At 55.0% G+C, this 13,321-nt stretch carries 13 protein-coding genes; 2 read left to right on the top strand and 11 right to left on the bottom strand.

Translation table 11 applies throughout. From position 1 onward, the window contains the following. The first annotated feature begins 97 nt into the window (after positions 1 to 97). Complete coding sequence (locus X726_RS154930; RefSeq protein ID WP_023669924.1) at positions 98 to 439, top strand: hypothetical protein; 342 nt, start codon at positions 98 to 100, stop codon at positions 437 to 439. Here X726_RS154930 and X726_RS154935 read toward each other — a convergent pair. From X726_RS154935 to X726_RS154975, 11 genes are all read right to left on the bottom strand, one after another. Next, positions 436 to 1,989, bottom strand: a complete 1,554-nt coding sequence (locus X726_RS154935) for an ATP-binding protein (protein WP_023669923.1) — start codon at positions 1,987 to 1,989, stop codon at positions 436 to 438. The genes X726_RS154930 and X726_RS154935 overlap by 4 nt on opposite strands. Beyond that, positions 1,986 to 3,869, bottom strand: a complete 1,884-nt coding sequence (locus tag X726_RS154940) for a PIN-like domain-containing protein (protein ID WP_023669922.1) — start codon at positions 3,867 to 3,869, stop codon at positions 1,986 to 1,988. Before X726_RS154940 ends, X726_RS154935 begins: the two co-directional genes overlap by 4 nt. A 277-nt stretch (positions 3,870 to 4,146) precedes the next feature. Then, positions 4,147 to 5,079 (bottom strand): hypothetical protein, encoded by a 933-nt coding sequence (locus tag X726_RS154945; protein WP_023669921.1) that lies wholly within the window; start codon positions 5,077 to 5,079, stop codon positions 4,147 to 4,149. A 91-nt stretch (positions 5,080 to 5,170) separates the two neighbouring features. Further along, on the bottom strand, positions 5,171 to 5,602 hold the full coding sequence (locus tag X726_RS1000000171100) for a hypothetical protein (protein ID WP_198037313.1): 432 nt from the start codon (positions 5,600 to 5,602) through the stop codon (positions 5,171 to 5,173). Further along, on the bottom strand, positions 5,581 to 5,973 hold the full coding sequence (locus tag X726_RS1000000170490; RefSeq protein WP_210164215.1) for a hypothetical protein: 393 nt from the start codon (positions 5,971 to 5,973) through the stop codon (positions 5,581 to 5,583). The genes X726_RS1000000171100 and X726_RS1000000170490 overlap by 22 nt, the downstream gene beginning before the upstream one ends. A 240-nt stretch (positions 5,974 to 6,213) precedes the next feature. Continuing rightward, positions 6,214 to 7,095 carry a hypothetical protein gene (locus X726_RS154955; RefSeq protein WP_023669918.1) on the bottom strand — a complete coding sequence of 294 codons (882 nt, stop codon included), beginning with the start codon at positions 7,093 to 7,095 and terminating at the stop codon, positions 6,214 to 6,216. 12 nt (positions 7,096 to 7,107) lie between these two features. Beyond that, entirely contained in the window at positions 7,108 to 8,565 is a 1,458-nt protein-coding gene (locus tag X726_RS18020) for a hypothetical protein (RefSeq protein ID WP_023669917.1), read from the bottom strand. Between the two features lie 842 nt (positions 8,566 to 9,407). Continuing rightward, positions 9,408 to 10,175 (bottom strand): hypothetical protein, encoded by a 768-nt coding sequence (locus X726_RS154960; RefSeq protein ID WP_023669916.1) that lies wholly within the window; start codon positions 10,173 to 10,175, stop codon positions 9,408 to 9,410. Beyond that, on the bottom strand, positions 10,172 to 10,399 hold the full coding sequence (locus X726_RS154965; RefSeq protein WP_023669915.1) for a hypothetical protein: 228 nt from the start codon (positions 10,397 to 10,399) through the stop codon (positions 10,172 to 10,174). Before X726_RS154965 ends, X726_RS154960 begins: the two co-directional genes overlap by 4 nt. Continuing rightward, positions 10,392 to 11,324: a cupin-like domain-containing protein gene (locus tag X726_RS154970; protein ID WP_084630734.1), complete on the bottom strand. Its 933-nt coding sequence runs from the start codon at positions 11,322 to 11,324 to the stop codon at positions 10,392 to 10,394. Before X726_RS154970 ends, X726_RS154965 begins: the two co-directional genes overlap by 8 nt. Before the next feature lie 2 nt (positions 11,325 to 11,326). Continuing rightward, positions 11,327 to 12,439, bottom strand: a complete 1,113-nt coding sequence (locus X726_RS154975; protein ID WP_280940456.1) for a methyltransferase domain-containing protein — start codon at positions 12,437 to 12,439, stop codon at positions 11,327 to 11,329. Between the two features lie 417 nt (positions 12,440 to 12,856). Between X726_RS154975 and X726_RS154980 the strand changes: the two genes are divergently transcribed. After that, on the top strand, positions 12,857 to 13,309 hold the full coding sequence (locus X726_RS154980; protein WP_023669911.1) for a MucR family transcriptional regulator: 453 nt from the start codon (positions 12,857 to 12,859) through the stop codon (positions 13,307 to 13,309). Positions 13,310 to 13,321: the final 12 nt, after the last annotated feature.

Raw genomic sequence — 13,321 nt, 5'->3', positions numbered from 1 at the left:
GATTGTTCACGACGACTGCCATAATCTTGCTATAGATGGGCGTGATCAAAGCTTCCGTCGATGCAAGACGCGGCGGCTATCGTGGCGGAGCATCGCAATGGTTGACCTTGAAGGCGCGTTCACGCAGGCGATGTTCGAGATCTATCGGCGTGCCAAGTCGGAAGCGAAATACAATGCAACCATCTTTTTGCAGATGGTCATGGACAATGGCGGACTGCCGACAGCCAAAACGTTGATTAACGCTGCTAAGGTGTCAGACGGATATGCCGAACTGTATCTGCGAAAGCGCCTCGATTTGACAGTGGAAGCCATGGTCATCGAAAACAAGCGCTGGTACCCGCTTTTCTTGCCGGAGGAATTGAAGAGAGCTCGGGCCAGACTCAAGGAATATCGATACGAGCCGCGCAATTCAATTAGGACAGAGTCACATTCGCGTTAATCCGGCTTCACACCAGTAACATTCGCGATGACAGCACGCGCTAGCAGCCAGTCCTGCGGGCCTAACCTATCATGCAGTTCTTTTAGGATTTGCCGCGCCATCTCCTCGATAGCTTCCGCAATCTCTTCCTCGCATGAATGCGCCGGAGCAAGTGCCACAAGCGCCTCAAGTCGCCGCTGTAAGTCACCGAGCTGCCTGGCTAAAGACTCAAGCGCCTCGGCTTCTTCCCCTTCGTCCAGACTGAGGGCCGACGCGAGCCGGGTGCGGAAGTCGCTTGCGGCAAGGAGTGGCTGTTCGAGTTTCTCCATTGTCGGATTGCCTTCAGCCTCAAGCAACTCAACGGTTTTGGAAAGCTCCTGCATCGCCTTCGTTAGGTTTGCAAGGGAGAGTTTGTCAGCTTTCGAGGTCCGATAAGCAAGCTTGCCGAGCGGGGTCGCGACCTGAAGGTCGATCTCATCCCTCATAGTGTGCCAGGAGTCATTCTCCTCAAACCCGTCGCGCCTTGCATTGGGGATGGCGGCTTTGGGATCGACGAATATCTCGCCTACGTACCATTCTGCGAAACGCCCCCAGGATGTCCGCCCCTTGGTCGTCAGGCGCGATTCTGAAAAGATGTCTCGAACTATCTTCGTGTCGTCGATTTGAATGTTTCGTACTCGAACGCGAATACCGGCGTATTTCTCCTTAATCAATCCGGGTACACGTTTACGACCCAGCCAGCCGAACCATTTTCCCGTGGGAGACTGCTCGTACGACACTTGTATTGGCGTACGAGTGCGCTTTACTGCAACGTCTTCGCCATAAGGCTTGAAAAGTTCAGACGGTGCGGCGCCCTTATCCTTCAGAAACAGGCGGACGGTTTCGACCGGTAGCCCAGCTTCTGCGGCTGCCGCCTCGATCTCTTTTCTGAACGAAAAGGCAGGTGCGTAGGGAAGCGGGGCGACCTGACTCAAGAATGTCCGCATGAGTCCGACGTCGACGCACTCGGCAGGTGGATTATGGAAACCTGCGAGACGAACCTCAAAATAATGAGCATCCGTGTCTGCATCATCCTGCAGCGTAGCGTCGACACATTCGGCCAGGGTTTGTGCCGCATCCTTTGCGTATGTTTCCTCGGGCGACAGCTTCTCGCGCAACTCGTCTGCCCGGATAATCACCTCGGTGAATTGCGTTTGCCCCTTACTCTTCGTCCGGAATATCAGCCGATTACAGAATACGATGCCCGCAAGACGACCAATGCCGCGGAACCCAGCATCCTTGCGATAGTCCTTGTTCGAAGCGCCGATAGAGGCAAGAACTTTGGCGGCATTTTCTACACGGATGCCATGTCCGTTGTCACGGACCGTCAAGCCATCGGTGTCCATTTCGACATCAATCCGAGCGTCCTCTGAAGTGATAAGGCCATCGTCAATAGCTTGGAGCAGAGCGTCCCGGCTGTTCTGAATGTATTCCCGTATCGCGTTGCGACTTTCCCCATACATACCCAGAGTCAGCGTCTCAATGACAAAAGCGCCGAAGTGAGGCACGAAGTCGATCTTGACAGTGCTCATTCTTCTTCCTCCGCGTCAGATAAATCGTCTTCGTCGTCCAGCTCATCCTGGTCCGCTTCGTTGTCGGAAGGGACCGGCATTTGCTCAGCATTTTGTACATTTGCCGGCATGGACACGTTACCCCTGGTGGGTTGACGCAGCGGTCCGAACCGTTCAAGGCCTGTTGTTTCTAAGATCGTCCTTGTTTCGTCGTCCGCCGTATCTACTACTCTCAACACGGCGAGGGGAACGCCGTAGTATCGGCCGACAGCTTCGACGATCTCGCCGACCGTTGCTTCGGTGCGTTCTGCAAGCAAGGTTCTCAGACGTGTCTCGTCGCCGAGAGCTTGGTCCGTGAGCACGCCCTGCGCACCGACAAAAAGCTGCCCCAGAGCAGGCGGCATCGTGGCTACAGAGTCTGACGTATTTAGGCGAACACTAAGCGGCGTTGTCACATTGTCCGGCAAGACGAGCGCGGCAGCTTGCACGGAATTGAGGCGTCCTGTCAGCGCTCGCAAAACTCGCTCGCAACCCGGATCGATCGACCAAGCGTATGTCTCTTGTAGAAGTGCTCCGCCGGGGCGGTGGTGCTGCGTATCATTGTCATAGAACGCAGACGTCAGCATCCCCCCAACAACTGCAGAGGCGTGCGCTGCATCCACCTGGTCGATCCCCTCCAATAGCCGCTGTGCCGCCTGCGTGGCGAACGGCTGCGCTGGAGACGCCATGGCATAGATGCGCCGGCAAAAGCAGGCTAGCTGGCCGCCGACCTGGACTCCGATCCAGTCTGGCGTCAGTCGTTCAACTGCTGCTTCTGCAACGGGGGCGTCACCCTCAAGTGCAGTCAGGATATCGCCGATTTTCTGATCAGGCGCCTCGTCAAGGGCGCTGCGCACCAGATTCAGCGCCTCGCGCGCGGAGATGCGATCCTCCGCTTGTCTTGCCATCGCACGGACGTGAACGGGTGGCGGTGGCGCAAGTTCCTGCGACAGCTTTTGTGCGTCCATGCCGACTGCGATCGCTGCGAACCGGCCGTAGCGCACTCGGTCGGCGCGCCATAAAATCGCACCAAGATAGAGGTCGTCGAGCAGGATGAGTTCGCACCCGCTCTGGGTCTTCATCTCAAAGGTTAGCATGGGATGCGGCGACGGGACGGGTTCCCATCGACTGCGCAATCTCCGCAACGCAGGCCCGACCTCCGGTTCGGGCGCTGAGGCGTACCAATCCTCCTTTCGGTCGCGCGTCAATACGATCACTTTCGCGGCTTTACGACGGCGTGCGTCTGCGACGACGTCCTGCCAGAATAAGAGATCCCCATACCGATTGAGGAGCTTGTCGCGGTCCTCATACCCTGGTGGAACCTCGTGCGTATAGCGAGTGTGGCCGATCTCGCGCAGCCGGTCGAAGCTCCCGAAAATACCAGAAGCACCCAATGCCCGCCGGTTCATCCAGTCGATGACCTCGGCCGACGCATCGTCGTAGTTCCAGCGCTTCGCCGCGACAACAAGCTCGTGGAGCTCGTCCTGGATGCTCCTTAGCCTGTTGAGAAACGATGCCTCAGGCTGTCCTGGCAGCAAAGGACCATCCGCGAGCAGTCGAAGGCGTGATCTAAAGTCCTCTGCCGCCTTTACCGTAGCTACGCTCTGATTGTCGATTTCTGTCTTCAGGGTCTTCGACTGGTGATGGCGATAGTATTCCTGGATCGTCCATGCCGGTATATGGACTCGACCTTCCACCGTCGACGACCAGTCAATGAAGGCGGCTCTAGAAGCAGGTCCAATGACCGTGAGCCACATGGCGAAGGACGTGTCGACATAGATATGCGACTGCGCGTGGCCTATAGCGGATGTGACACGCGTCAGAAACTCTTCCGCCGATTCGAGCTGCAGAGATATCAGCATCAGCGAACTTGATCGCCTCTATTTTTCACCCACGTCCCCCTCGCGGTCGATAAAGATAATCGCGTCCCTGGAAGGTCTCACCATCGGCGTTAGCTATTAAACAGCAATTTGACTAGATGGGACGGTAACATTGTAGTCCGCAGCTAGGCTGCACCTGTACCAAAATTTTCCAAGCGAGTCGGAAGGAGGCGTGCGGCGGTGATATCGAAAAGTCAAAAGCGCCCCGACTACCTTTGATGAGATCGACGAGCACTCCAACAGTCTCGGCTTGATTCAGCTACCTGCACGCTTCTATCCATCGTGGAGCGTTCCAGAGCTCAAGATACCAAGCAATCAGAATGCACAGCGCCACGAGCGAATAGCCGAGGACGGACCAGATGGCCGGCCGCTTAGATGCGATAATCACCGACAGGGGCCAGACATGTGGTTTTTGTGTTTCGGATGCCGGTAAAGGGAATAGAAACCGCCAAGAGTATGCATAATCCAAGGCATCGCGTCCGATGGCAATGGCACCGAAAGCGTAAAGAAACCAGGTAGATTCCCCGCTTTTCGGCGCTGGTGGGCACTCGGCGGATCCTGTTGCGACAGCGAAGACCAGCAATAACAACAGCAGCACAGCGCTGTTCATGAGAAGCCAAAACTGACGCAGCTTACCCTCGCGTGCGATCTCGGCGGCCGGAATGTTCTCGCCGAACACCCTTTCGCGAATCAATCGGAAATGACGAATGTTCTGCACACCCAGAAGAAAAAGTCCAAGTGTGAACAGGAGTACATAGGAGCCAAAGAAGGCAAAATACCCTATTTCGTTCGTTACCGTGGGCGACAACGCCTGCGCCATGAAGAAGAATGGAGCGGCGGTCAGCACTAGAGTGCCGTAGTCTAGCGCAAAGCCAACTGGATGTGTGATGGCAAGTGGGTGACGGGCGTAGCGGATGTCGAGGAACTTGGCGCTATGATGGTAGAATACGCCTGCTGTAATGGCGAAAACGATTATCATTTCGAAATTGATGAGAATCGCTCCGAGGTTTGGGAATTCGGTACTTCCAATGATGACCGCGCGAACTTTTTCTGCAATTGCCGCGCCTGCAATGCCAAAGCTCGCCGCAAAGACCACAGCGAACAAACGTTTCAGATTGTCGACGGTCCGCTCTCCCTGACGGATTAGATCTTTCTCATCGTTCGACAGATCGTCGAGTGCCTTGTGAACCATTCCACCCCGCAAGCGCTACGCTTTTCACCAACATCTATCACTTTTATTTACGGTACAATCGATAGTGCGGAGCTATCAACAGCAATGCAGCCTATGGATACCGCGCGAGTGAAATGACAGGCAAGTGCCACGCAAGCCGACGGCGTTCGGCCGAGCCGATATCGTCGAGAATGTGACCGGAGGCCGAGCGCGTCTGGAGCGGGAGTTTCGCTTTAAAATACCCTGCCGAAAGACGATAACGACGCTCGATCCGAGCTAGTACCTCCATGCTCGCCACGCTGCGCGGCGATTTTGTTCCCTGAAGCCAGTGACGAATTGTCGAGCGGTCTAGACTTTCGTCGTCTCGGACAACAGCGCGATGAAGATGCCAATAGCTGTCGCCATGGTGGCGCATTTGGAAATCCAGCGCCGCCTGGAAGCTCGGGGGATCCAACGCTTCTTCGAAAAGAGGTTCCGGGAACTCCTCGGTCGCGCGCGATTTTATGCCGGGCTTCTGCCGGTCTACCGCAGCTTTCCTCTCCAACCGCTCACGCTTTTTGTGACGAGCTGGAGCGGACGTTCTCGCGCATGAGGCTGCGATTTAGTGAGGCGGCGGCTCGCGATCATCGCCGGCTTCGGCGCGGTCTTTGTATTCCGAGCGATCGCATCCAATGCCGGTTCGATTGCGGTCTGGGCAGATCGGATCGCCTCATCGCTGAGATCGCAAAGAATGCCGATTTCTTGCCAATCGTAGTCGCGGAGTTTTCGCGGCGGTGATTCCGCACAGGAGATGAGGTTGAGCAGAAACGCTCTAATGCGTGCGCCTTCTTGAGGAGGAAATAGAGGGTCGAAACGGATACGGCAGTAATCAGAGATTTTACGGGAGAGCAGTCTGGTATGCGAAGTTTCTGTCATGCGGGCAAGCGATGTATTGGTCAGCGACGATGGGGAAGGAGTGCGCGCACATACCCGATTCTCGTCGATTGGGAGGACCAAAGCGCGTTTGTCCGACATAATGCTGAAAGAGCTACCCGAATTCACCGCATCACGCCGAACCTCGTTCGACATAAACCCGAAATGGGGGGAGGGGCGTGATCGGATTTCATCGTGAGAGTTTTCATGTCCCGGCCTCTCTCGCGAGCAAAGATGGCCTACCTATCTCGGCGCTTGCAAGGTTGGCCCGGTAGTCGGCAACGTTGTTGGAAACTGGAAGCGCCGAGTTAGGATTTCGTTATAAAAATCTCGTCTTTCGGCTGGGCTCATTCGGTCGAAGTAAGTAAGTTCTTCGCTACGGCCGCCATTAATCTCCTCTGGCTTGACAACATCTAAAATGAATGACGCGTATCCGAGCCATTTGTTCATCACTTGTGTGCCTAGTGCCTCGGCTATTCGATCAAGGGTGAATTCCTTGGTGTAGTCCACTGCAATCTCGCCCGCCTTTTCGAGCATTGCGCTGCCGAGTTTGGTCCACTCTACGGCCTCCAATGCTTGCAGCATCTTCGACGGTGGGTTCTTCTCGGCGCCATCTGCCGGCCCGTCTAGTCGCCGCTTGTTTTCAAGGCTGGTGCCACTTGCTTCAGGCACGCTGGATAACATCCATCGGAAGGCCGTATCTAATGGTGAACCTTCCGGGCTCATGACCGTTTTATTCGCACCATCCACAAAAAAGGCACCCTGGCGCTGTGAAAGGCGATCGGGTCCACTCCCAAACTCTCCTAAGATCGACAAGTCGCCGTCATAGGTAAGCTTTGGCGCTCGGAACGAAAGACCCAATTGGTCACGTAGATCTGCCGGGCGTTGTTCTGCACGGTAGGTCTCGGCCCGTACAGTGGTCGTGTCAGGTCGTTCAAAATCACGGTCCTTTGCGGTGGACGATTGACCAGCCGCAGCGTCTCCTGAGGCGCCCTCCTCAGCACAAGCTGGGTTGCCGAGCGTCGCGTTGACCAGTGCGAACCCGCCAAAGGCTAAGACGTCCCTTCGGCGCAGAGATATTCGCTTGCTAATGTCGAATATTGGAGTACCGCCTTTGCCGTTCATGACGAGAGCCCTCTAAGCCGAGAGGACCCACAAATGCATCGCCATTTGCAACGACTGGAACTTATCTGGCGCCCTTGCGCGGACGGTCCAAGTTCCAATGCCCGAGCCATTCCATAGCGCATCTTGATGCTGGGCTTTCAAGTCTAAGCTGGGTGAAAACGGTCCAACTCGTCCCACAATCAACGCGCTGGTATCTGTTTCACTTGACCATGCGTTTGTGGGAGGTTGTACTTCAAGTGCAATCGGCACCTTGTCCTCCCCTATGTACTCAAGGGCTATCCCTCGCAATAGCGCACTATGAGGGATGTCGGCCTGGGACACATCAAAGGTGCAATCAAATCCAGTACCATCCGCCCTTGGCGCACCCATGGCGATAACCGTGCACAAAGAGAGCCTTTGCCGCCGCTTAAACTTAGACAGCTCGTTTTGCACCAAGATCAGCCATATGGCGGCAGTCTCAACTATCTGACCCAGAGACGGCGTTTCTAGAGGATGGTCGATACCGTAAACTGCCCGGAGACCTTTCTCTATCGGCTTCAGCCTTTCGACTAACGCAACGAGATTCTCATCGAATCGCGCCTTTAATCGGGACAGCCGCCTATCGTAATTTAGCTCGGAGGCGTCTCGGCAATGCTCAGCAATTTGAAGCCACGCTAATTGGCGGCTGATTGCCGCTCGTTGCGTGCGAAATCCCTCGTCCGATCGCAGATACTGTTCTCTACGAGTTGCGCTATCGAGCCTAGAGGTCAGTTGCGCAACGCTAGCTTTAGCTGTGCCGAGCCGATCAAGCCAAGTCGCCAAATCCAGAGCTGTCCTAACACCTTCAGTGCTCAACGCTATTGTTTGAACGGCGTCTTTATTAGTATTGGCTACGTTTCTTGTAATCACTGCGTTATTGTGAATATTTTGATCCATAGAGGGATCAGTCAATACCGCGGAATAGCGATGACCAGCGGCGTCGGCCCCTAACATCTCTTTAAGCATATTTAGTTGCCCTTGAGCTTCTTCGAGGGATACAACAAGCCCCCCTCGCTCGTCAGATGCCTCCTGCCATGGCAACTTATAGAGGCCAGCGTTGACTTCCTGCAAATGCACATCATCGAGCCGCACGAACTCTTCGCCCTTAAACCGGGTGTCGTTCCTCAGCTTTGCGACTTCGCCATACTCTTTCCTCAGGTCGAGGCAGCTCTGCAGGTGTTTGGTGGCTTCGTCGATATTCAATTCAACTCGCCGGTAGGCAATTCTAGGATCTGGCTGAACGGCATCAAAAGCCGTCGTCTCGAGGTCGGGTACGATCGCTTGACTGCCATTGTAGGTGTAACAAGTATCACCGACCGCCTTCGAAGCGACAGTTGTGTCCGCGATTAGTACACGAAGTGCATGTGCGTCGCGGTGTATTCCATCGAGGTCCAAGCCATACTGCTTAGCGAACCGACGTTCGATGCTCGCAATCTCGTGTTGCGCGGGCATAATCACGCTCCCAATGGCAAATACAAATTACCTCTTCCAGATTCCACTTCTACCTACACACGCTGCTCCTACCGGTCGATTCATTCCATTAGCTCACTAGATTTTCTATACCTAACAGCGGTCCACCTACTGGCATGTGATCACATAGAACTCATACCCACACTTATTGCCACCGTGACTACCGGTGTGAACTACCGTTGGCGTACCGGTCGACCCTTCCTGAGCACAAATTGCAGCTGCCTTTTTATTGGGGTTTGTATAGCAATAGTCGTAGATCTGATTACCTCCCGGCGCCGGACAGATTGGGCCGCCGTGTCTCCCGTCCTGCCAGTACTCGCCAAGACAAAGGTTATAGGAACCTGCAGCGGCGGGAATCACATAAAGCGCCGCTCCAACAAGAGTAGAAAGGAATGCTAGATGCTTACTCATAGAAGTCCTCCCTCTTAGATATGGTGTTGAAGAGTTTCGCTAACTTGGCCTCTGAGCGACGCCTCGCGGAATTGGGCCGGCTATTGTCGGCGTTTCGGAAATTCGCCAATGGCTAATAGATCGGCCTTCATCAGAGCGACGATCTGCGTGTCATAAGCATATATTAGCTCATTGCAGAATCTGTCGCAAGAATTCGTTTGAAGCCGCAAGCGGAATGCTTGCTTCCAGGTTGGACAGATTAGAAGCGGACCTACACACGACAGCTCTCCTGGCACGAAAATCGACCTCAGGACAGATCGATCGCGCCTAGCATTTCGCAAGCGAATTTTCTGGTCGGCACATCCAACGACGACGACCAACAGAAAAGCGACCTGAATAAAGGCGTACCAGTCAACGCGATCCTAGCTGAGCAATCAACGATCCCTAATTAGGGATGTTGCAAAATCTCCAACCCTCTGGCTGCCCAATTCGCGCTCAGTGTACTCGGTGAACTGTAGCAATCGGTGCCAGAAGAGCTTTTCAACCCGGATCGGGGAAAATTCTTTTGACAGTTCTCCGATGCGTCTCGCGGTGTAGCGGATGTGGCTACACTCGTCGCCACTCAACTTGCACAGGGTTCGACCTAACATGTCGAGATTGCGATGCGGGCAATACGCCTCGAGAACTGGCTCCAACAGCTTCTGGTGGATGCGGGTCCTCACCTCGCCCAGGTTCACTTGGATCAGATAGTCGAGGACCTTCCAAGGCTCGAGGCTCGCAGCTTCGATCTGGCTATGCTGCACCGGGGGAAACTGGATCTCAACGGCGCTACGCACATCCTCTGGCAATGCGTCTGGAAACACCAGATCGGCGAGACGAAGATACATTCGGCAATGACCTGCCTCATCCTCAACATGTTGGCTCAGATCATCAACCAGGCCGGCAGTGGTACAGGCGTTGGCAAGCTTCGCCAGATCGCGAGATCCCTCACCCTCTTTGATCGCATTCGATACAAGTGACTGCAGCACCCATATGGGGTTCTCAACATGCAGTCTAAAGCTGTGGCCGTAATCAGCGAGGAAGTATGGCGGCACGTGATGTGCAACTGCGCCGCCAAAAAGGCGGAGGTAGTCGTGCGTTGCTATGTCGGCCTGCTCGTCGAGGGCAGATTCAATGAAACGCGCGACATAGTCTATTGTCATTTTTCGACTTCGAGTGGCCCATTGCAGGCGATGAAAGGTGCCATGCCGTCCCTGAAGGGCGAACTGCTGACACCAATTATCCCAGCGTTGATGGCAATGTTGTCAACCTTCAGGGTTGTCCCATCGACATAGCCCGAAATGCGTATGCCCTTACCTCCAGCGAGGGACTTGAGGGCCTTCGCTTGATCTTCACTGAGTTCGAAGGAAAGTGGTGCTTCAGACATAGTCAAAAACTCCTTTGCCATAGAATTCACTGAACGCCTTGATTATCGCAAATCTTGCAATGGGAGACAATTGCAAAAAGACACGCTTCAAAGCAGAAGCGCCGCCAAACTCTTCAAGGTCCCTCAGGAAGGCCCCTGTATCCGCGACTACGAGTGGCGGTCGCTGCCACCGCCCTTGCCCTACGCAGTAAATCATCTCTGCTAAGTGGTTATCGAACCACCACCGCGAAACCGAAATGCTAACTGATAGGGATTGGACATAATGCCAATAGCTCGGGGGGATGTGCAGCAGGTCACATGGCCCGACGATCGCATGACACAACGACGGCACGCTTCGCCAGACTTTGGGGTCAGTTGGCGAAGCGTCGCAATGGTGCCCCCGAACTGTGGCGCCGTCCGTAAGCGCGAAGGTGTCTCGCGGGTGACAGACAGAAATATATTTCCACCCAGACAGCTGAATAAAATAGTTACGGTTCGATACGTAATCGTCGCTGTTATCTTGATGAAAGGTTTGCACCGTCCCTGGCGGGCCGATCCATATATTATCGAAGTAGATAGGCTTGCGGAGCATCGGGGAGACAGGCAAACGATGCGCGATGTCTAAAAATGACGCGTCAGTATGCCTGAGATAGAATTCAGTCGTTTCCAGGTCAACGAGATAGTCACCCAATCGCTGTTGCGCCCGCAGATTTCGCCAGCGTTCCTTGTGCTCGAGCGCGACCAATCGTGTCCCATGGCGCGCCGCGATACGCTGGGGTGTGAGGATAGCGGCAAGCTCATCCAGAGCTGGAACATTTCGTGAGATCCAGGGAGTGTCAATTAGCTTTGCTGCGCACTCCATTTCGATGATGGGTATACAACTTATTTCCCGAAATTTCACATCGGCACAGACGTATGACAGGTCTGGAGGAGTCCCTTGCAGCATCCTTAGCCTCCAAGGGCAGCAACGTACCCGCTCGGCAGCCGATCAGCGTCGAATGCGGCCCAAGGGATATGATAGCGAACTTGGCTTAGGTCCGACCGCCCATTCGTTTTCCATCGTTCCCGATGGGCTGCCAAGGCGCCAGCACATTCGAGGCCCAGATCACCGAACGCTAGCATGTCGTGATGGTGATAGAGCGCGCCCGAGCGGCGTTCGCCGTCGATGAGACCGAAAGCATAGTTCCTGAGATCAAATGTACGCTCTCCGCCCAGGTTTACAGCGTGGAACTTTGGTTCAGCTCCAAAAAGGTAACTCCGAAACCCCAAAGTATCCAAAACAGGGTGACCAAAGCCTTGGCCGATTTCAATATGCACGAAAGACCCCGGCCGCGGATCAACAAGCTTTTCAAGCGGGATGTACCAAGTGTCCTCATCTGCCATGGAACCGGTTGTAGGCACGGACACGGACATCCTAGCGTCGATCGTGCTTAAACCTTCCTCCGTTGCATGGAAGACCGTAAAGCAGTCCCCGCCACCCGGAATTGCTATAGGCATAGCGAGCAGGCCTCCCGGCACCCGTAACGCCTGGCGAAGCAGTCGCGGGATGCCTCGAAACGCAGAGGTGGCTATTATGACGTCGAAGAGACCTAGCTCGGGAAGTCGATCGACCCAATCACCCAATTGCACGCGCACACCAGAAGTGCCGATGAGGGCGCGCTGTGATTGATCGAAGAGGTCGGGAATGATCTCGCAACCAAATATTAATGGGATCTCTCCTTCGCTGCCGGCCAGCTGGGCGAGTACTGACACCAAGTAACCAGTTCCGGTTCCAATTTCGTAGATGCGCTTCCCCCTCAGATCGCCGAGTTCTCCAACTATCCACCTGAGAAAAGTTCGATCCGATATTGCTGAGAGAGTTGTCCCATCTGCGTCTGAGAACGTCCGAATAGGGCCATCAAAACGCTCCTGGCCCCTCGGGGCAAATCGCTCTAGGTCCACCCGCGCAAACGCGGCCTTGATGTCAGTATCGGTCATGGCATTACGTCTAGCTAATTTATCTTGCCTGAGGTAATAGAGAGCGTCAGTTTGCACCGCGATGCAAGGACGACCTTTGCCCATCCTATGTCCAGCTACCATCCCAATACAACCCACATCTTCAAACGAAGGCGGCGTAGCTTTCCCTCGCCCTTCAGGTACTTGACGCGGGCCGGCCTGAGCCATCCCGCTCGTTTAACCGCCAAGCCCATCGCAGGGGCATGCCCGCCCTTCACCGACACGATCCCACAGAGGTTGGCGCTTGTCGGCTCTGATTGGCACCAGGCGCAAATACAGGCCGTCAGGGCATTCAGCATTGGGGACGGCGGAGAGGCCGCTTTCGACCAGTGGCAAACCGGACTCTTTGACCAATACAAGCGCAAGCGGCCGTTCAGGACGTGGAGAACTGGAGAAGCGAGCTGACGCGCGGTGCATCGCTCAAAATTGCGGTATACGACAGATGCGTGAGGCGTGCTTTTTCCCTGTTGTAGGAGCGAATACTTGAGCGATCAAACCGAAGCCCAAAAGGCCGATCTCGTCGGGCTGACTGCAGACATTGTCTCTGCCTATGTAAGCCAAAATCCACTACCCGTTGCGGGGTTGCCAGATCTCATCGCGTCGATTCATTCGTCATTGACAGGCGTTGGCCAATCAAAGGTGGCCGAGCTACCGAAGCAGGAGCCAGCCACCAATCCCAAAAGGTCGGTAACGCCGGACTACATCATCTGCCTTGAGGACGGGAAGAAGTTCAAATCGCTGAAACGGCATCTCGCTGTACACTACGGGCTCACCCCGGACGAATATCGCGAGAAATGGGGGTTGAAGCCGGATTACCCGATGGTTGCGCCGAACTACGCGGCTCAAAGATCAACGCTCGCAAAGGCGGCGGGGCTCGGGCGCAAACCGCAGCCGACCCCAGTCAAAGCGCCTGCCAAGCGCAAGCCTAAGGCTTAGGAGCGGCAAGCT

Source organism: Mesorhizobium sp. LSJC285A00 (assembly GCF_000503155.1).
GTDB lineage: Bacteria > Pseudomonadota > Alphaproteobacteria > Rhizobiales > Rhizobiaceae > Mesorhizobium.
The sequence above is the reverse complement of the archived record's forward strand: the minus strand, read 5'-3'. Positions and strand labels throughout refer to the sequence as shown.

Excerpts from the sequence above, each read along its gene's own strand:
- X726_RS154930 (WP_023669924.1), top strand. The coding sequence starts at position 98 with ATGGTTGACCTTGAAGGCGCGTTCACGCAGGCGATGTTCGAGATCTAT.
- X726_RS154935 (WP_023669923.1), bottom strand. The coding sequence starts at position 1,989 with ATGAGCACTGTCAAGATCGACTTCGTGCCTCACTTCGGCGCTTTTGTC.
- X726_RS154940 (WP_023669922.1), bottom strand. The coding sequence starts at position 3,869 with ATGCTGATATCTCTGCAGCTCGAATCGGCGGAAGAGTTTCTGACGCGT.
- X726_RS154945 (WP_023669921.1), bottom strand. The coding sequence starts at position 5,079 with ATGGTTCACAAGGCACTCGACGATCTGTCGAACGATGAGAAAGATCTA.
- X726_RS1000000170490 (WP_210164215.1), bottom strand. The coding sequence starts at position 5,973 with ATGACAGAAACTTCGCATACCAGACTGCTCTCCCGTAAAATCTCTGAT.
- X726_RS154955 (WP_023669918.1), bottom strand. The coding sequence starts at position 7,095 with ATGAACGGCAAAGGCGGTACTCCAATATTCGACATTAGCAAGCGAATA.
- X726_RS18020 (WP_023669917.1), bottom strand. The coding sequence starts at position 8,565 with ATGCCCGCGCAACACGAGATTGCGAGCATCGAACGTCGGTTCGCTAAG.
- X726_RS154960 (WP_023669916.1), bottom strand. The coding sequence starts at position 10,175 with ATGACAATAGACTATGTCGCGCGTTTCATTGAATCTGCCCTCGACGAG.
- X726_RS154965 (WP_023669915.1), bottom strand. The coding sequence starts at position 10,399 with ATGTCTGAAGCACCACTTTCCTTCGAACTCAGTGAAGATCAAGCGAAG.
- X726_RS154970 (WP_084630734.1), bottom strand. The coding sequence starts at position 11,324 with ATGCTGCAAGGGACTCCTCCAGACCTGTCATACGTCTGTGCCGATGTG.
- X726_RS154975 (WP_280940456.1), bottom strand. The coding sequence starts at position 12,439 with ATGGGCAAAGGTCGTCCTTGCATCGCGGTGCAAACTGACGCTCTCTAT.